Origin of the sequence: Paenibacillus xylaniclasticus (assembly GCF_004001065.1) — a bacterium.
GTDB classification, from domain to species: domain Bacteria; phylum Bacillota; class Bacilli; order Paenibacillales; family Paenibacillaceae; genus Paenibacillus_T; species Paenibacillus_T xylaniclasticus.
Map to the genome: position 1 here is coordinate 1 of NZ_BIML01000048.1, position 21,194 is coordinate 21,194.

Annotated in this window: 7 protein-coding genes; all 7 read right to left on the minus strand. The window is 45.5% G+C overall.

Annotated elements, in window-relative coordinates; all coding sequences use genetic code 11:
• Nucleotides 1–6,929: non-ribosomal peptide synthetase (locus tag PXY01_RS21340; RefSeq protein WP_127573070.1), on the minus strand; the 6,929-nt coding region annotated here is incomplete at its 3' end.
• Between the two features lie 34 nt (nucleotides 6,930–6,963).
• Nucleotides 6,964–14,568, minus strand: coding sequence for a non-ribosomal peptide synthetase (locus PXY01_RS21345; RefSeq protein ID WP_127573072.1), 7,605 nt, complete (start codon nucleotides 14,566–14,568; stop codon nucleotides 6,964–6,966).
• A gap of 440 nt (nucleotides 14,569–15,008) precedes the next feature.
• A complete protein-coding gene (locus PXY01_RS21350) occupies nucleotides 15,009–17,051 on the minus strand; it encodes an alpha-amylase family glycosyl hydrolase (protein WP_127573074.1) in 2,043 nt (680 codons plus the stop codon).
• On the minus strand, nucleotides 17,035–18,546 hold the full coding sequence (locus PXY01_RS21355; RefSeq protein WP_127573076.1) for a glycogen/starch synthase: 1,512 nt from the start codon (nucleotides 18,544–18,546) through the stop codon (nucleotides 17,035–17,037). The genes PXY01_RS21350 and PXY01_RS21355 overlap by 17 nt, the downstream gene beginning before the upstream one ends.
• A gap of 528 nt (nucleotides 18,547–19,074) precedes the next feature.
• Nucleotides 19,075–19,614, minus strand: coding sequence for a DoxX family membrane protein (locus PXY01_RS21360; protein ID WP_127573077.1), 540 nt, complete (start codon nucleotides 19,612–19,614; stop codon nucleotides 19,075–19,077).
• Between the two features lie 96 nt (nucleotides 19,615–19,710).
• Nucleotides 19,711–19,836, minus strand: coding sequence for a hypothetical protein (locus PXY01_RS23120; RefSeq protein WP_262385113.1), 126 nt, complete (start codon nucleotides 19,834–19,836; stop codon nucleotides 19,711–19,713).
• Between the two features lie 301 nt (nucleotides 19,837–20,137).
• The gene (locus PXY01_RS21365; protein WP_127573079.1) at nucleotides 20,138–20,863 is read right to left on the minus strand and encodes an AAA family ATPase; all 726 of its coding nucleotides are present in this window, start codon (nucleotides 20,861–20,863) and stop codon (nucleotides 20,138–20,140) included.
• Nucleotides 20,864–21,194: the final 331 nt, after the last annotated feature.

The window sequence follows — 21,194 nt, forward strand, 5'->3', positions numbered from 1 at the left end:
TTACCGCGCAAAGCTTCCGCCTCCGGCTTCGGCAGCGCCTTCCGGTCCAGCTTTCCGTTCACCGTAAGCGGCATCCGTTCCAGCTGTATAACATATGAAGGAACCATATACGATGGAAGAACTCGGCCTAGTTGTCGCTTCAACATTGCTGCGCTCAATTGTTCATTGCTTATCACATATGCACACAATGTCTTCTCGCCATGTACATCCACAGCAAGAACTATCGCCTCTTGAATGTCCGCAAGTTTACTGAGTTGAACTTCAATTTCTCCAAGTTCAATACGATAGCCCCGTATTTTGACCTGATTATCGATTCGTCCCAATATCTCGAGGTTCCCATCCGGCATCCATCGCCCTAGATCTCCGGTTCGGTACATTCTCGCTCCAGCTTGCGGTACGAATTGATCCTGTACGAACCGCTCAGCCGTCAGCTCTGGCGCTAGAACATATTCAACTGCAAGACATTCCCCGCCTATATAGATCTCTCCGCTTACACCAACCGGACAAAGCTGCATCGCTTCATTTAAAATGTAATAACGGGCGTTTTGAATCGGTTTTCCATAAGGAATACTTGTCCAATGCGGCTCAAGACCTTGATAGATATAGTAATTAGACCATATCGTCGCTTCCGTAGCTCCCCCAAGGCTTATCACTTCCACGTGAGGGAAATATCGCTTCAAGGTATCGGGCAAGCTCAACGGAATCCAGTCACCGCTCAACAGCGCCAATCTTAACTTCGATCCCGTACAATGCTCGTTCTCTCCGAGAATACTCGATGTCAACTGCCCCAGAAGAGGCGGTGTCGAATTCCAAATGGTAATTTGCTTACTATACAACAATTGGAGAAGACGCTCGGAATTTCGAATGTCCTCATCCGCTGCTACATATATGGAGCCGCCAGCCGCCAGAAGACCGAATATATCGTATACGGATAAATCGAAACATAACGAGTTTATAAATAACACCCGGTCATTAGCTTGGACGCTAAACGTTTTGTTTACCCAATCGAGAACATTAACCACTGAAGTATGGTTAACGACTACTCCTTTCGGTTCACCAGTAGAACCAGATGTAAACAAAATATATGCGATGTCCAACGGCGAAACTACAGACGATGGATTATGCTCCGGATAACGGGAAAGATGCCAATCCGTCTTTATCCTTCTTGCCCACCGAGTAGGCTCTGAATCATACTCTTCCCTTCCGTCTCGCCGAGGGGATTGTGCTTCCTTCGTCTTCCGAATCAATACATCGAAACGAAATTTCAGTTCATTGTCGAAGCCATCCTCGCGTTTAAGCAGCTCCACACTTTCGATATCTCTACCGAGTTCCAGTCTATGTTGATGAAAGAAGCGTTCACTGCAATAGAGCTTATCGTTCTCTTCCAATGGCAATAGATGGTCAGTAAGTCCTCGTCGCCTTTTATATTCCAGCACGGATTGCTGCATAGCTTCCTTCTGATCTATATCCATTAGATCCGCTAAAATAAGCACACCGCCCGGTGTTAGTAAGCGCAAGGCTTGCGTCAGTACTTCTTCTAAATAGCGATAGCCCGGAAAGAATTGAACCGTACTGGCGAGTAATATGATATCGAAGGATGCATCCGGCATACCTGCAATGTCATGCGCGAAGCCTTGAATAACTTGTAGATTTTCAATTTCTTCCTTATGAATTCGTTCTTCATTCCGTCTAATGGTAAGCGGCGACGGGTCCATTCCCACATACTGTCCAACATGATTTACAAGCTCAAACATAATGAGACCGGAACCGCACCCAATTTCAAGCATTTTTTTGTCCTTGCCAGCATGCGGTAGTACCATGCCAACGACGTGATCGCGGTATTCGGCTACTTCCTGTGGGCTAAAGGCTTGACCATCATAACTGTTGTAAAAGCCCGCAGCCGTTATCTCGTCAACAGCATTCTCGGCGATGTAATCCCAAAACTGCTTTACATCGTTTTCGTTTACAGATTCCACCATCAGATCCTCAGTCTTAAGATCGAGCAGAATTACCGTCTCTAGATCAGATAATTGCCATTTAAAATCATAGAATCGAGCAAATACCTCGTTCTCTGAAATAAGATAACCTATTTTTAATCGTGTCATAATGTTCTCGACACGTCGTTTAGGCGCATCCACTTCAAAAGGCACATAGATACCGCCGGCCTTTAATATCGCCATAACTGCAACAATCATGTCGGGCGAACGTTTCAAAATAACCCCAACATGCGAGCCTTTTCTTAAACCGCTGTCGATTAATAGATTTGCAAGCCGGTTCGCCCGAGCATTAAGCTCCAAGTACGTAAGCTGCTCCGTTTCGCTTACCACCGCGATCTGATCCGGTATCCGCTCCACCTGCTCCTCGAACAGCTGATGGATCGTCTTCTTGTGTGGATACGGCGCTTCCGTAGCATTGAACACGTCCAGAATCTCATGCTTCTCTTCTGGCGTCAGCATCGATAGCTTCGCAAGCTCCGTCTCCGGTTCGTTTAACGCCGCTTCGATCAATTGCAAGTAGTGCTTGGCCATACGTTCTACCGTTTCGCGCCGGTACAAGTCGGTGCAGTATTCGACAGCAATATGCAGTCCGTCTTCGCTTTCCGTTAACGTCCAGCTCATATCAAACTTCGATACATGATTTTCCACCGATTGTGCGATGAGCTTCAAGGAATCGAGGTCAAGCACCTGATGCTCCTGATTGTGCAGCACCAACACTGTATCAAACAGCGGATGTCGGCTCATATCCCGATTCTTGACCACTTTCTCTACAAGCTCTTCGAACGGATACTCTTGATTGGTATAACCCGCCAGCGCCTGCTCCTTCACCTGCTCCAGATAAGCTCGGAACGTCAAACCGCCCTCTGGTCGGCTCCTGATCGCCAGCGTATTGACGAACAGCCCCAGCATTCCTTGCATTTCCGCATGTGTCCGTCCCGCAACTGGGGTCCCGACTACGACATCCTCTTGTCCGCTGTATTTGGACAGCATCACTTTATACGCTGCCAGCAGCACCATGAACAGCGTCGTTCCGGTCTCACGCGCAAGAGTATTTAAGCGCTTCAACAGCACTGATCCCGTCTGCACTGCGATCTGGCTTCCCGCATAGCTTTGCACTGGCTTGCGGGCATAGTCCACCGGCAGACCAAGCATCGGAGGCACCTCCTCGAACTGGTTCATCCAGTACGATTCTTGCTCCTTAAGCCGCTCCGTCTTTGCCTGCTCCTGCTGCCAGCAAGCATAGTCCTTGTACTGAATCGTCAGCTCCGGCAGCTCATTGCCCTGATACAGCTTACCGAACTCTTGCACAAGAATGCCCAAAGACACCCCATCAGAAATGATATGATGCATGTCAAATAGCAGCACGTACCGGTCTTCTTCCAGCTGCACCAATGCCGTGCGCATAAGGTATCCCAATGAAAGGTCAAACGGTCGGATGAACGTCTTTACGATTTCCTCCAGCTCCATACCGCGGCCATCAATTCGTTCTAAGCTCCAGTTGACTTCCTCGCTTACCTTCTGAACAGGTGCCCCATCTACCCAGTGGAAGGAAGTTCGTAGTATTTCATGCCGCTGCACCAAGCTGCGCAGCGCTGCCTCCAGCCGTTCCGGCTCTACCTTCCCTTCCAGCAGGAACACTCCTGGCATGTTGTACGCCGTTCCCTGATTGCCCATTTGATCGAGAATGTAAAGCCGCTTCTGTGCAGAGGATACCGGGTAATCGTCCTGTTTTTCTACTCGCGGAATTGAAATATACGACTCGGATGACATATACTGCTCAAGCACATCTGCCAGTTCTTCAATCGTTGGCCGCTTGAACAACGATCTGAGCGGCACTTCGGCTCCGAATACTCGATGAATAAGCGATACCAGCTGCATCGCCTTTAACGAATGACCGCCCAGTGCAAAGAAGTCATCCGTAACGCCTACTTGCTCAATGCCTAGCACCTCTAGCCAAATTTCCGCTAGCCGCGCTTCTGTCTCCGTCCGTGGCGCGATGTACACCGGGCCGCGCAGAGCCCCCGCCTTCAGTTTCGGCAGCGCCTTTCGGTCCAGCTTACCACTTGTCGTCAGTGGCATCTGGTCCAGTTGCACGTAATGGGGCGGAATCATATGGGACGGCAGCGTCCTACTCAAACCTGACCGCAGCTCCGCTACACTCAGCTCCCCGTCGCAAACGATGTATGCGCTCAACGCTTTGTCCCCGTTCGCTTCCTCAACCGCCACAACCGCCGCTTCCTTCACCGGCTCTAGCTTCAGTAAGGCACTCTCGATCTCGCCCAACTCGATCCGATATCCGCGTATTTTGACTTGCGCATCCATCCGGCCCAAATATTCGATGTTACCATCCGGCAACCACCGACCCAGGTCTCCCGTCCGATACATCCGTCCGCCCGGTACGAACGGGTCGAAGACGAACTTCTCCGCTGTCAGTTCCTCACGGTTTAAATAGCCGCGTGCGACCCCGTCTCCCGCTATACAGATTTCGCCCGGCACGTTAATTGGTTGAAGTTGGTTCTCTATATCGACGATATACAATCGCGTGTTGGAAATCGGTCGTCCGATCGGTACTAGGACAGCATCCTCATCATCCATGCATTCGAAATAAGTAACGTCAACCGTTGCCTCCGTAGGTCCATACAAGTTGATCAGACACGTTCCATTCGCCTTTCCAAGGCTGTGCCGAAATGCGTTCACTTGATCGGGCAGCAGCGCTTCTCCGCTAGCAAACACGTTTCGCAAGCTCGACAGCAGGGCAAGCTTTTCTTGCTGATCTGTATAAGCCAGGAATAACCGAAGCATCGACGGTACAAAATGCATCACCGTGACCTTGTGCTTCCATATCGACTCTATTAAAGCGGCAGGGTCTTTCTCTGCCCCGACAGGCGGCAAGCACACTTTTGCTCCATAGAGCGACCACCAGAGCAATTCCCATACCGACACGTCGAAGCTGAATGACGTTTTCTGCAAAATAACGTCATTGGCTTGCAGCGGATATCGTTCCTGCATCCAGACCAGCCGGTTAACAACCGAACGATGCTCCACCATAACCCCTTTCGGCTGGCCCGTCGAGCCCGAGGTATAGATGACATATGCCAGGTTGTGCGGGTCGTTCGCCGCTTCCAGGTTCCATGCCTCTTCGCCGTTCAGCGTCGCTTCTCTCAGCTCCAGCTTCTCTCCGACAAAAGACGTCTTCTCCAACAAATGCCCGTCTCCAACTAACCACTGGCTTCCGCTGTCGTCGAGCATGTATGCTATCCGCTCTTGCGGATATGACGGATCAATCGGCACGTAAGCGCCGCCTGCTTTCAGAATGCCGATGATACCAGCGATCATATCCACCGACCGCTCCGCCAATAGACTGACGCGGCTGTCCGCCTTCACGCCCAGCTTCCGCAGCTTATGGGCCAGCCGGTTCGCCCGTGCGTTCAGCTCCCTGTACGTCACCCGCTCCATCTCGCTGATCACTGCGATCTGATCCGGCGTCTGCTCCACCTGCTCCTCGAACAGCTGATGGATTGTCTTCTCTCGCGGATACGGCATTTCTGTGGCATTGAACACGTGCAGTAATTGATGCCTTTCCTCGGCTGTCGTTATGCTTAATTGATTCAGCGAAGCCTCCGCCGGATGGTCGAGCACACTAGTAATTAATTGCCGAAGATGTATTTGATATCGTTCAATCATACTCGGATCGAATCGATGTCCGTTATATGAAAACCGAACCGTTATTTCTTTACCAGGTACAACAACAACGTTTAAATCGTAGCTCGTTTGCTCTACTGCTTTCACATCAGCAATACATAATTGTGACCCTGCATCCGAATAATCAATGGACAGGCTTTCTTCAATCGGGTAGTTCTCAAATACAAGAATATGGTCGAACAGGCTTCTCGTAGTTGCGGACTGATTCATAATTTCATATAAAGGCAAGTAACCATATTGCTCAGAACGTATAGATGATTCCTGCAGCTGTTGAACAAATGACTTGAAGCAGCATCCGTCTTCAAACCTTATTCTTACGGGAATCGTATTGATAAATAGACCGACCATTTGCTCAATGTTAGGGAATGCGGCCGTTCTACCTGAGATTACTGTTCCAAAGATCACGTCGTTGCGACAAGTATATCTTTGCAGGAATATGCCCCAGATCGCTTGAATTACTGTGCTCAGTGAAACATTGCAGGAAATAGCGAGATCGTTTAATTTCTCCGTGCTCGATTCATCGATAGTGAACACGTTCTCTTGCAGCAAATACAGCTCATCTTGTCCCGGCCGACTGCTTGCCGGTATCAAGCTAAGATTGTCACAGCCGTCCAAATATTGTGCCCAATAATCGGAAGCCTCTGCTTTATCCTGCTTGTTAATCCATTGAATATAATCCCGAAATAGCGGTAGCTGAGGCAGTTCAATAGGCTGTTCTTTCACTAGATTGTTATAGATTTCAAAAAACTCTTTAACAACAATGCCAAGACTCCATCCGTCCAGAATGATATGGTGAAAGCTCCATATCAGATGATGCGTTGTGTCAGATATTCGAATAAGGCTGGCTCTCATTAACAAATCTTTGGCCAGATCGAATCGTTTGGCTAATTCATCTTTGGTGAACTGCTCAACATATACTTGCTGCGCTTCCGATGGATATTCAGAAATATCAAAGCAAGGGACCGATAATTTCTTTTCTCTTACTACGATCTGTGTCGGCTTCTTTAGTTTCTTATTTAGAAATACCGACCTTAATACCGGATGTCTTTGGATGATAGAATTAAAGCTATCTTCTAACAGCCCGATATTTATTTCGCCTGACAACTGAAGATTTAATACGACATTGTATCCAGAGGGCTGGTCGTTTAAAGTGTAATGATAAAAGATTCCTTCCTGAACCGGAGATAAATAGTAAGCATCGATCAGGTCTTCTTTTTTCAATTTAAGCATTACAGATCTCCCTCTTATCCCTCATAGTAGTTAATCATTCCAACAAATTGATGATCTCCAATGCGTCATCCAAGTCTAAATTGCTTATATACTCCGGAGACTCGTCTTTTCTTGCAATACAATGATCGATAATATCAAGCAGACATTTTTTGTAACCATCAGCCAGTCGTTGAATTTCAGTCTCTTCAAACTGCTCCGTGCTGTAGGAAAAGTTCATCTGAAGCCGTTCCTCCACAATCACTCCTGTTATGTCCAGCTTATACGTCCGTTCGGAGTTCAAGCTCTGCTCCATTCCCTTGTCGTAAGTCGAAATCGGATAGATGTCGCTGCTGAGTTGACCCAAATAATTAAAGCTTATATCGGACTTCATCTCGAACCTTCGGCCTATGAAATATTTTAAAATTCCGAATCCGATGCCTTTATTCGGTATCTTCCTTAACATTTCTCGTACTTGTCTAATAGAGTACGGAATATCTTCCGGCTTACTCAAATCGATAATGACTGGGAATTGCGAGGTAAACCACCCTACCGTTCTTGTAACATTAATGTTTTCGCCAATCTCTTCTCTTCCGTGCCCCTCCAGATCAATTACAAATTGGTTTCGTCCATATTGCAGATAGATAACAAGACCAAGTGCAGCAAGAAGAATATCATTAATTTCTGTCTGATAAACGTTATGGATTTGAAACAACAACTGATGAGTCGTTTCCGTATCTAGACCTACTGTAATGACTTGACTGGAGTTTACTTTGCTCACCAATGTTGGCGTAATTGGGATTAGAACAGGTGGAATCTTTTGTCTGCCTATTCGCTCCCAATATTGCTCGTCCATAAGGAATCTTGTCGATTGAGAATAAGCTTTGACATGTTCGACCCATTCTTTGTACGAATTCGTTTTGGCTTCGAAACGAATCGGCATATGTTCATTGGCCTGCTCTAAGCCCGTAAAGAAATCCTCAAGTAGTATTCTCCAAGAAACGCCGTCAACGACCAGATGATGAATAATGATTAATAAATGATCACCCGCAGATTCCTTGAACAAGGCTAGCTTAACTAATGGGCCATTCTTCAGTTCAATAGAGCCTTGAAGCAGATTCGCTACGTTTGTCACATATAGACGTTTCTCGTTATCATCTCCAGACAAATGGTGCACGCTTAGTTCAAGCTCATAATTAGCAGCATCGTGGTTGTACTGTGTAATTCGATCGCTTTCAATTGTGAATGTTATTCTTAATGCGTCGTGATGCTCCACGATTTTGCTCCACACTTGTCTAACTTTTTCCTCGTTAAATCCTTCTTTGCAGAAAAGCATGACCGATTGGTTCCAATGGTGCATCTGCGTAAAATTCTGTTCAAAAAACCATCGTTGAATCGGCGCTAGCTCTACTTCGCCAACTACTGCGTTCTGAAGGATAGGGGTACTGGCTTGTTTGATGTGATCAACGAGTTGAGCTATTGTTGGGTACTGCATTAAATCTTTGATGCTTAGTTTAAGTTGGCTTTTCATTAGTCTCGAAGTAATTTGAATCGCTTTTATCGAGTCGCCTCCCATTTGAAAGAAATTATCCGTCAGTCCGACCTTCTCTACTTTCAGAACTTCTTTCCAAATCTCTGCCAGTAACACTTCCATTGAGCTTGCAGGGGCTATATATTCGCTGTTTACAAGTGAGTTAAGATCCGGTTTAGGCAGCGAATTCCGATCGACTTTGCCATTAGGAGTAAGAGGTAGATCGTCTAATATGTGATAATATTGAGGGATCATAAAGTCCGGCAATTTAGCTGCCAGATGCTTTCTCAATTCATCGCTTGTAATAGTCGCCCTGTTCACCACGTAGGCGCATAATAGCTTGCTTCCTTGGCCATCATCCCATACGGAAGCTACTGCCTTATCGACTAATTCAAGTAAAACACTTTCAATCTCCCCTAGTTCAATCCGATATCCCCTTATTTTTACTTGATTATCCATTCGCCCAACATATTCGATTGTGCCATCTTGCCTCCATCGACCTAAGTCACCTGTACGATAAAGCCTTTGGTCAACCGCATTCGGATGTTGGATAAATGGGTTGGCAAAGGATTCAGAAGCGCCACGATAGCCTCTTGCTAAACCTACACCCGAAATACAAATCTCGCCCACTATGCCGATAGGAAGCAGCTCCAACGTATTAGGATTAATAATCAGAAGCTGAACGTTGTCGATCGGTTTTCCTATCCTCCCCGGAGTCAAACGAACATTGCACGAAGTGGATATAACCGTATTTTCTGCAGGACCGTAGTTATCAAACACTTCAAAATCTAATCCTTGGATGGAAGGAAGCTGCAGCTTCTCTCCTCCAGTGATAAGTGTACGTAGAGTAAGATTGCTGTCTCCTTGCTGAAGGACCAATGCAATAAACCGCTCGCATATTGCCGTAGGCAGAAAACTGATTGTAATTTGGTTCTGTTCAAAAAAACGGTACAATTCAGCAATATCAAGACGGATCTCGTTAGGAACGATGTACAATGATGCGCCTGCAAGTAAAGTCGGAAAAATATCCAGCACAGATGCGTCAAAAGCAAAACCCGAATATTTGATCGTCCTATCTTCGGTGGTTATCTTATAGAAACGGCAATACCACTGGCACAGATTCACGACTGAAGAGTGCTCAACCATAATCCCCTTAGGAAGTCCAGTGGAGCCCGACGTATATATAAGATAGGCCATATTTCGACTGCTAGCCTCACGCGGTGGATTGTCGCAAGCATCATTCACTTCGAAAGGCTTATCAATAACCTCTATATGTCCATTAAATACTCTCTCAGCTACCGATAATAAGGATTGCTGAGTTAATAGATATTGCGAATTGCCATTGTTAAGCATGTAATTGACTCGCTCCATCGGATATGATGGGTCGATTGGCAGGAAGGCGCCTCCTGCCTTTAAAACACCCAATACTCCGATTATCATAGAGATGGAAGGCTCAACCATAATGCCGATAACACTCTCTGGCAGGACGCCTTGAGACCGCAATCTATGCGCCATTCGGTTCGCTCTCGTATTTAGTTCCCTATAAGTCAGCTGCTCCGCTTCACAAACAATAGCAATATGATCAGGCGTCCGCTCTACTTGCTCCTCGAACAGCTCTGATAAAGTCCGATCTTGCGGATACGGGATTGATGTCGAATTAAACACCTTCAAAATTTCCTGTTTCTCTTCATCTGTAATTATGGATACTCGAGATAGTTGAATGTCAGGATCGCTTAATATGGCGTTCACAATATGTAGATAGTGCTTCGCCATCCGTTCTACCGTGTCGCGTTGAAATAGATCGGTGCAGTACTCAATTACGATTTCCAAATCATCCTCGTTGTGCGCTAACATCCAGGCTAAATCAAATTTTGTGTAATGGTTTTCAAGCTCGTATGGAACCATTCTCAGCTCTTGACTAGAAAACGACCATTGTGTCTGATCCTGCAGCGCAAACATTGTATCGAACAGCGGGTGTCGGCTTAAATCGCGATTCTTAACTACCTTCTCCACCAGCTCTTCGAACGGATATTCCTGATTCGCGTAGCCCGCCAGCGCTACCTCCTTCACCTGCTCCAGGTAGGAACGGAACGTTAAAGCTCCTTCTGGCCGGCTTCTGAGCGCCAGCGTATTAACGAACAGCCCCAGCATCCCTTGCAGCTCCGCATGCGTCCGTCCTGCAATCGGCGTCCCGACCACAACATCCTCTTGCCCGCTGTATTTGGACAGCAGCACCTTGTACGCAGCCAGCAGCACCATGAACAGCGTCGTTCCGGTCTCACGCGCAAGATTATTCAAGCGCTCTAGTAGTTCCGCGCCTTCCTGCACAGCGATCCGGCTTCCCGCATAGCTTTGCACCGGTTTACGTCCATAGTCCAACGGAAGCTCCAACACCGGAGGAGCTTCGTCGAACTGTTTGGTCCAATACGTCTCTTGCTCCTGAAACCGCGTCGTCTGAACCTGTTCCTGCTGCCAGCAGGCATAGTCCTTATATTGAATTGTCAGCTCCGGCAGCTCGTTACCCTGATACAGCTCGCCGAACTCCCGCACGAGAATGCCCAATGTCACCCCGTCGGAAATGATATGATGCATGTCGAACAATAGTGCATATCGGTTCTTTTCCAGCTGCACCAATGCCGCACGCATGAGACTACCCGATGACAGATCAAACGGACGGATAAACGTCTTCACGGCCTCCTCTAGTTCCACACCGCGAATCCATTCCATTTCCCAGTCAGCTGCCTCGTTTATCCTTTGCACAGGAGCGCCATCCACCCAATGGAAGGACGTCCGCAATATTTCATGCCGCTGCACCAGGCCTCGCAAAGCCGCATCCAACCGCTCCGGCTCTACCTTCCCTTCCAGCAGGAATACCCCGGGCATGTTGTACGCTGTTCCATGATTGCCCATTTGATCGAGAATATAGAGCCGCTTCTGTGCAGATGATACCGGGTAATGTTCCCGTTGCTCCGCTGGCGAAATCGAAATATACGATTGAGGTGACGCATAGTGCTCAATCCAAAGCGCTAGCGCTTCTACCGTTGAATGCTCGAATATCCGTTTAAGCGGTATCTCTATACCCAGTGATTGATGAATAACCGATATTAACTGCATCGCCTTTAATGAATGGCCACCCAGCGCGAAGAAATCATCCGTAACCCCGACTCTCTTTACGCCCAGCGCCTCTTGCCAGATCGCTACAAGACGCACTTCTATTTCTGTCCGCGGTCCGACGTACACCGTACTACGCATAGCATCCTTCTCCGGCTTCGGCAATGCTTTCCGGTCCAGCTTCCCATTCATCGTAAGCGGCAGCTTGTCCAGCTGCATGAAATGTGCTGGAATCATATACGTAGGCAGCATCTCACCCAAGCGAGTCCGCAGCTCCGCTACACTCGGCTCTCCGTCACAGACGATATACGCGCATAACACGTTGTCCCCGCTCGCGTCCACGACCGATACAACCGCCGCTTCCTTTACCGGCTTTAGCTGCAGCAAGGCACTCTCGACCTCGCCCAGTTCGATCCGGTAACCGCGAATTTTCACCTGCGCATCCATCCGGCCCAAATATTCGATGTTGCCATCCGGCAACCATCGTCCTAGGTCTCCCGTCCGGTACATCCGTCCGCCCGGTAAGAACGGGTCGGCAATGAACTTGTCCGCCGTGAGCTCCTCACGGTTTAAATAACCCCGCGCTACCCCGTCCCCGCTAATGCAAATTTCACCAGCAACTCCCCGCGGTTGCAGTCTATTCTCGACATCCACGATATATATTCGGGTGTTCTGAATCGGTCGACCAATCGGGACCATCGTGATGTCTGAGTCAGCATCACAAGGAAAATAAGTCACGTCTATTGTCGCCTCTGTAGGCCCGTATAAATTAATCAATGCTGTTCCGTTGCGTTCACGTAAACTGCGTCGGAAATGATTCACCATACCAGGCAGTAGTTCTTCGCCGCTAGCAAACACCGTTTTCAAGCTGGATAGATGAACCGATCGATTACCGCTGTCCACATGATCCAAAAAGATCCTCAACATCGAAGGAACAAAATGGGTTACCGTGACTCTATGCTTTCGGATCGTCTCGATAATCGCAGCTGGATATTTTTCTTCTCCATGAGGAAGCAAGCACACTTTCGCTCCATACAGCGACCACCAAAGCAGTTCCCATACGGATACGTCGAAGCTAAATGAAGTTTTTTGTAAAATAACGTCATCCGATCGTAACGGAAACCTCTCCTGCATCCAGACCAGACGATTCACTACCGAACGGTGCTCAACCATTACCCCTTTGGGCATGCCCGTCGATCCTGAAGTATATATTACATAGGCTAAATGATTTGAATTGCTTAGCGGTGCAGGGTTTTCCTTCTCCTCCCCTTGCGAAGACAGCTCCTCCAGATCAAGCTTCACTCCAGTAAACTTCACACCTTCGAGCAAATGACGCTCGCCCAGCAACCATTGGCTGCCACTGTCTACGAGCATAAAGTCGATCCGTTCTTTAGGATATGATGGATCTAGCGGAACATAAGCCCCACCTGCTTTCAATATCCCGAATATTCCGACGATCATTTCGATAGAACGCTCAGTCAGCAGCCCTACCAAACAATCTTGCCTTACTCCATGCGCACGCAATTCGTGCGCAATACGATTCGCTCTAGCATTCAACTCACGGTATGTCATAAACACATCATCATCAATAACCGCGATGCTATCCGGCGTCCGCTTCACTTGATCCTCGAACATCTGGTGAAGCGTATTCTGGCTGGGATAAGAAGCGTCTGTCGCATTAAAAGATTTAAGAATAAGCTGCTTCTCATCGCTTGAAATAATCTCCAGTTCGGATACCTCTTGTTGAGGATTGTTGACAATTTGACTGGCCAGTTGGACTAATGCTTGATATAGCTCGTGAATCTCAGTCTCTGAATAAACATTCGTTTTATATTCAATTTCCAAACAAAATAACCCATCCTGCCATTCCTTAATATTCAAATTTAAGGGAAGATAAACATTGCCAGGACCAATTTCTTCCCAAATAATTTCCCCGTGTTCTCCAAATTTCGAATTAAACAGATTGGAGTTAAAGTAATTTATGGAGCACTGAAACAATTTGTCGTAGCCTTGTTTTCTAAGTTCCAGGTCATCGATCAACCACTCGCAACAATATTTTTGGTGCGAATAGCAATTGATAAGTTCCTTATGTATAGTTCGAAGAAATAATTTCGCCTGGGAATTGCCGGACACCTTATGTCGGAAAGGCATCATATTGGTAGTCATGCCAAAAATCAATCGTTCTTTCTTGCCCGAGCGATTAAACACAGGAGTTCCTATTGTTAAATCACTTACTCTTTCTTTTTTGTAAAGATAAATAAAATAAAGTGCAATAAAAAAAGTTGCGACCGAAATCCCCTCGCAGACTGTAATGTCTTTAATAGCGGTACTCAGTCGCTTATCGAAATAATAAGTGGTGCGAGTCGCGGATGTGGAATCACTATCCTTCAACAGCACACTGCCTTGCACAGAAGAAAACAATTCGTTCCAATACTTTCTGTCCCTTTCATACCTAGCGGAATGAATATATTCCTGTTCTTTCGCTGCATAGATAAGAAAGCTTGGCTTGTCGAGGTCCTGTATGCTCTCTCCCTTTAGCAATCGGTCATATGATTCAAAGATTTGCTCAGACATTAAGCTGATCGACCATCCGTCAGCAATAATGTGATGGAATTTAATAAACAGTCCGAATTGTTGATTCGCAAACTGCAAAATAACAAACTCATATAACGGCGTATGAAACAAAGAGAATGTCTCTTGTCTCCGCGTTTCAATCCACTTTTCAATTCCGAATTCTCTCTCATCAGCAGTGCTGAATTCTACCACTGGAAACTGTTCATTATGAAACGGCTCCACATACTGCATGGTCTCCCCGTCTTGCTTTGTCAGTCGTAGACGTGTACCTTCATTTGTCTTTAAAAATAGATTAATGGCTTGATTGAGCGCATCGAGATTTAACTGCCCGTTTACTTTACATACTCCGCTAATGTTGTTAATCGTAGATCCAGGATATATCCATTCCAATAAGAGCATTCTTTTTTGTGTCATAGTAAGCGGATACAAAAAAAGATTTTCTTCCATTCAACTCACCCTTATATAACAGAATATTGGTGATAATATATCCCAAACAATTCTACTTTCTGTATAGAGCTGTCCTATCGTATTACCTAAATCCCTGTAAGAGTTTTGTTACGACAAACCCTCTAATATCCTTATTATCTACATGGAAGTTGTCTATTATGTTTACTGTAAGATTGATATAAATCATTACATTTGTGCTAATAATTCAATAATATCATCCAATAAATAAATAGTGAGCAAATTAGGTGAAAATTTAGCTTAATAGTAAATAAAAATTAATTGAAAACCGTTATCAATATATAGATTCCTTCGTGTAACAAGAAGGAATTAAATCAATCAAACCAATTAATTATTGAACTGCTCCATCGAGAATGGTGCAAAAAAACAGCGGTCATAGTCCTGTGAAATACAGGATAATAACCGCCTATTGCTTCGATTATTCATCGTCCCCAGTCAACCATAATCTTTCCATTGTTTCTGTCGAGCGTCATAAATTCCGGGCTTATAAATTTGTGATTCTCCCCCTCCTCCATCTGGATTTCTCCTGTAAATTTTCTTTTGAATAATTTAAATTCTAAATGTTTTCCTGCAGGTATACTGGCATCGCAATACCATGACGGATATTGATACAACACCTTACGAAAGAAAGGACCGATTGCCTTCTGAGGGTCCCAATTCCCCAACTCAACAACATTGCCCATTAGATAGATTTGTTCATCGTCTTCCGTATATGCATGATTAACGATAAATTGAACGCTAACTTGCCGGTCTGTGATTATTCTTACGTACTCAAATAATGCAGTCTCCGTCCCATCCTCTAAAATGATCTTAATATTATAGTCACCCGGAATCAGGTCAGGAATCTCGATCATAATTTGATCAGTGCTCCAGTTAATAATCTTTGCTGAGGAACTTCCAATCCATACAGTACCTTGTCCTTCGCTAAAGCAGGTCCCGTACAAACAGATACGATCCCCCTTCTTGCAAACAGATGGATATAGATGGGTCACAACCGGAGATTTACAGTGACAGTCCACCGACTCGATCACAACCGACTGATATGGATTTAGAATTAATTCCTCGATAAGGCCGACATTAACGACAACCATTTGCTTACCGAAAAATTGGTAAAGCGTGTTTTCATACATCCCTGACTTCAGACGCGTATGCAATTTATTGAGTCTCGTGGATTCATTGCTTAAGTTAACCGCCACCAAAACAACACTATCGTTAAAGCTGCGCTCATAGACGATAACGTCTGCACTCTTATAAATTACTTCAGTATCGCCATGAACCAGAGCCAAATTATCGTTTCTCATCTTGGCCAATTTTTTAATGATTTGATAGGCTGGCGTATCTCGATTAAATGCAGTCATCATCTTCCGATTGGAAGGCTCAGAATCACCCGTCATGTACTGCTCTGTTCCATAATAAATGCTCGGAATTCCCCTGCTTGTCAGCAATATAACGAGCGCAATATCCGTTAATTCGGTTCTCTGCCTTGTAAACCGGGGCAAATCATGGTTGTCGATAAAAGTAACCAGCTCATGCGGACGATCGTATTCTTGCTCCGTCGTCTGCAGTATATCGGATAAGCCCGACCAATCCTCTTCTTTCTCATGGATAATCTGCGTTAGCTTGTTGGCAAAAGCAAAATCAAGCATTCCCATACCACTTTCATTCGCTAGCTTCGATTTACGTGGATTGCGGCTGTGCTTCCCAAGGAACCATTCACCAAAAACGAAAATCGGTTTTTTATCGTGTATCGTTTGCGTGAATGATTTAAGCCACCCAATCGGTAAGTGCCGCACACTGTCGATACGAAATCCGTCGATCCCAAGCTCCATCCAGAAGTACACCGCTTCTTTTAGATACTGGTCAATAAACGGATGATGGACATTGAGTCCTGCAAGCCCGTAAATTTTCTTGTAGAGTCCGTCTTCATAGGTTTCATAAATTTCGTCGATATCTCCTACATGGTGAAAATAATGATGCGGATCATTAGAATAGGAAGCGATAAACTGACCATTATTAAGCAGAACTCCGTCCTCCATAAAGCTCGGATCCTCGTCAGACACAGGGGAAGTTTGATGAGGCGCAAAATCAATAACGACTTTCATGCCGTGGGCATGAGCAGTTTCGATCAGATTGCGAAAATCCTGCAGAGACCCGAATAAAGGATTATGCCGTTTGAAATCTCTCGCCCAATATCCGTGATAGGAGGATAGTCCATTATGTAACGCCATTACATTCTCAACTGGCTGCGATATCCATAGAGCATTCACGCCCATGTCGGTAAAATACCCATCATTAATTTTGTCGGTAATCCCTTGCCAGTCACCTCCGAGATACTTCGTTAAGTCTTCGCCTGAAGGATCCCTTAAATGACCACAGGCTAGCTTGTCACCCGATTTGCCATCATGAAACCGATCGGTAAGGATCTGATATATAACCCACTTTGAGTAATCATCTGCTAAATTCATCCCTTTCGCCCCTTTGACAATCGTTAATTAACGTTAGATACGGATGAATTGCTGTATCCCAGTCATAGTTTCGAGACATTGCCCGGCGGACTAGTGCTAGCCACCGGGAAGAATCATCGTAATAGCTGATTGCGGTAGTTACAGCATCAAGTAAACCGTACCAGCTGTACGATTCCATCCAAATCCCGTTCCCCATCCCCGGATTATCGCGTTCACATATGACAGTATCCCTTAATCCTCCCACAGGGTTTACAATCGGGATCGTTCCATATGCCATGGCATAGAGCTGTGTCAAACCGCAGGGCTCGAATTGAGACGGATGAAGCAGAAGGTCGCTGCCTGCAAGAAATCGATGGGCGATTTCTTCGGTATAATAATTAATATAGCGGAAATTCCCATTCATCGTTTCCGTAAGTTGACTGAACCGAAGGTCCACAGCAGCTTCTGTGGGGGTACCGCAAATGATGACCGCTGCGCCTAGTTCAAGAAGCTTTCGGATATCGGCGCTATTGTCATGATTACCTAAAAAAAGATCTATACCTTTCTGAGGCGATAGTCGACCAAGGAACAGCATGATCGGCCTGTCTTCTTCGATGGATAAATCCAATTCATTTATCAGCCATTTCTTATTAATAGCTTTATGTTCGATGGAATTAATGTCGTATGGGCACACAATAAACTCATCCGACATGGGAGACCATATATGATTAGCATATCCGTTAAGAAAACCGTGCAAATGAATCCCGCGAAGTACATTTAAATTAGGGTGAGGAGCCTTCTCCTCCATTAATTCTCGTGCATAGGTAGGACTGACGGTAATAACGGAATCCGCCTGATTAATCGCTAAAGCTGAAAATGAACAATGTCCGTATTTATTAAGAACGATCAGATAGTCTACCTGAATTTCTTCTTCAGCGAGATAGATCAAATCCTCCTTGATCGCTCCTTGGTGCTGGTAATTATGTATAATATGAAACTTGTTGTATACAGCCTGGTGTCGCATCCGTTTCAAATGGGGGTACACAGCGGCAACATGCCAATCATGCGTCATGATCGTACATGATGAATAAGGCAGTGAAGATATGATCTTAGCTGCAATCTTTCCAAATAAGAAATGAGACAGCCTAACTTCTGAATCATATACTTCAGTGCCGGACATATAAATCTCATCCAATCTCCAGCTATCCTTGATCTTCACGAACAAATTGTATATTCCATGATTAGACTGAAGATAAACTTCGTAATGATAAACACGCCGTTCATAGTTAATCTGATCTTCATCGAATTTCATCGGTTCGCCATTTAATACGCTGTAGTAAGGACAAATGGTAATATTCAAATAACCATTATGATCTATAGCAGCTGGCAGCGATTGCAGAATATCCCCTAATCCGCCTAATTTGAAATAAGGAGCAACCTCGCCAGATAGATGAACGACAATGCCTTGAAGACTATTTTGTATCGCCGTATACAGTTCATTCTTACATCCCGCCACGTCAATTCCTCCAAATAGTTATGATCGGTTGCTCTATCCTAGCATTTTCCCCCGAACCAGGTTTGCAATCGCTTCCAATCTATCCTATTGATCGATTCACCGTCACTCAGTAGTCCAACAGCCTGAAAAGCAAGCTGCATCATTCCGCTGAAATTTCGCAGAAATTATAGTGCAACAATTGTTCAGAAAACTTGAATTTACCATTATTGTGCCATACATAATACAACGCTACAAGTTTTTATTCATGTTAAAATATTTGAAATTAAGTACTCTCCCAATAGAATTTCATTAATTTGTCTATTACCTTCTAATTCATAGCCATTGCTATTGAAGGAAAATAGCTAGCTGTCGATGAAAAAAACCTATAAAGGCTGAATCTAAATAAAAGAAGATGCCTCACGTATGCAGCCTTATCAATCAGGCTGTCACACATGAGGCATCTCCCATCGCTTCCACCATTCTGGATAGTTAAGTTGGTTCTGTTCTCTCATTCCTGGTCAGAAGCAGCCGTTCAGCGGCAAGTCCTCATTAGCGCTTGATCGCCGGTATGAAGTCCGTTGGAGCAGCATCATCTTTGTGTCTTAGCTTCGCCCACAATTTACGGAGCACTGGGAGCAAATATGCATCGAGACCGAACCGTTCCGCATTTTTACCAGCCGTGAAGATAATGAAGCCAATCAGCAGCAGCCAAGGGTTCGTGCTTACCGTGCCTGCGAACATGAACAAGAAGTTAAGCATCATTCCGAAGAACGCTGCCGTTAGCGTCAACCCACCGACTAGAAGACCTAATCCGATGAGAAACTCACCAAGCGGAATTAAGAAGTTAATTAGCTTCACGTTCGGCAGTGCGAAGTGTTCAATAAAATATGTGTAATTTGGGAACAGCGCCTCATTCGTCGCCTTGTCCATCACCGGGTTGTTGACTGCATTCTTCAGGAAGCCCGTCGCATCAAAACCATCTTTCAGCTTATCGAATCCGTGAGTCAGCCATTCCCAGCCAACATAAATCCGAAGTAGAGTAATAGCAACAGCCGCCCATACATTTTCTTTGAAGAACCTCATAACCATGAGGATCATCTCCTCTCCATATTTATCTTATGTGAAATAAATCACAAGAATTTGAACAAGAAAGCTCATCATTGATCAAAAGCTTGGTGTCACCGATTAATTGTCACTCGCTGCAGCCGATGCCGGACTAGATGAGGATTCGTTATCGCCTCCACCGCAGTCCGCTCTGACCAGTGTTCTCGTCCTCTTCAGCAGCGTCGTTATGTACATCTGTTTAACCATCGTCTGCTCCCCCTTCGTTTTGATGTCTTTATCATATCCTATTCGTCCAACAAATATTGTGATAAAAATCACAAATTATCGCATGTCATCATTTTGTCACAATTCGTCGATATAAGTAAAACAAATACCGCCTTGGGAATAACCCTGAGCGGTAGCTTAACCGCTCTTTATTCCACACTCATCTTCGTTATGAGCTCCACTCAACAATAGCTGCATTCCATTCACTCGAATCTTGGTAATATGCACGTACTTTTTATTGTTGGTAAAATCTATCCCGCATTTGTTCGAATTTAGTTGTACATTATTCAGATTCTTCGTGCTCGTCGAATAATTCTCTTAGTACAGCTTTTCGGTTCTCTAGAAACCGGCGCGTTAGAATGTAATGCAGCGTATCTTCGTATTTCACGGGACGAATTGGAACCTCATCAAAATCAAGAATTTGCGCATCCGGATAGCCAAGCAGAATCGGCGAATGTGTTGCAATAATAAATTGTGCCTCGTTCTCTAGATCTTTCATGATCCTCAGCAGTGCAAGCTGCCGTGCTGGCGACAGCGCCGCCTCCGGCTCGTCGAGCAGATAAATCGCTTTTTTGCCGAAGCGGTGCTTGAACAACGATAAAAAAGCTTCGCCATGTGATTGCTCATGAAGCGATTTGCCGCCATAATATCGCAATGACTCAGGCATCGTATCTAGATGAGAGGCAAATTGAAAAAACGTTTCTGCGCGCATAAAAAAACCGTTCGAAATTTTCGGCATCCAAGATAGCCGGAGGTGCTCGCCCAAAGCTGAATGTGCGGCATCAACGTCATAAATATTATTTTTGCCCCCGCCAGCTGTATGAAAGCCGCATTGATCAGCAATTGCTTCGAGCAGTGTGGACTTGCCAGAACCGTTTTCTCCAACGAAAAACGTAACCTGATGGCTGAATTCCAACCGATCAATCGCTTTCACCGCCGGAATCGAGAACGGATATGCGGACTCGTCTGTCTCTTCGCTCCTCATGATGGTTACGCTGCGTAAGTACATCTTCAACCTCCCCGATGATGGTGTAAGTGAAACATTTTATCGTGCATTCGTTACTCGTGTTTCGCAAAAAGTGCGACTGAGTTTGCCCATGCGGTCTCCGTTTTTGCCCTCCCAAATTTATTCCACGCACTCCGCATGGAGTGCGACGACCGATCGCGCCGCTTAATGCTCTAATCAGCCAATTTCAATCCACGCACTCCGCATGGAGTGCGACTGTACGTACTCACCTCTCTTTGGCCATTTTTTGCGATTTCAATCCACGCACTCCGCATGGAGTGCGACATAGGGAATCCTCCTCTCTCAGTATTCTGGAGTTGTCAAGAAAAGTGCA

What these genes read in the sequence shown, in the direction of transcription:
- PXY01_RS21365 (WP_127573079.1), bottom strand. Translation starts at nt 20,863, where the DNA reads ATGTACTTACGCAGCGTAACCATCATGAGGAGCGAAGAGACAGACGAG.
- PXY01_RS21360 (WP_127573077.1), bottom strand. Translation starts at nt 19,614, where the DNA reads ATGGTTATGAGGTTCTTCAAAGAAAATGTATGGGCGGCTGTTGCTATT.
- PXY01_RS23120 (WP_262385113.1), bottom strand. Translation starts at nt 19,836, where the DNA reads ATGGTTAAACAGATGTACATAACGACGCTGCTGAAGAGGACGAGAACA.
- PXY01_RS21350 (WP_127573074.1), bottom strand. Translation starts at nt 17,051, where the DNA reads ATGAATTTAGCAGATGATTACTCAAAGTGGGTTATATATCAGATCCTT.
- PXY01_RS21345 (WP_127573072.1), bottom strand. Translation starts at nt 14,568, where the DNA reads ATGGAAGAAAATCTTTTTTTGTATCCGCTTACTATGACACAAAAAAGA.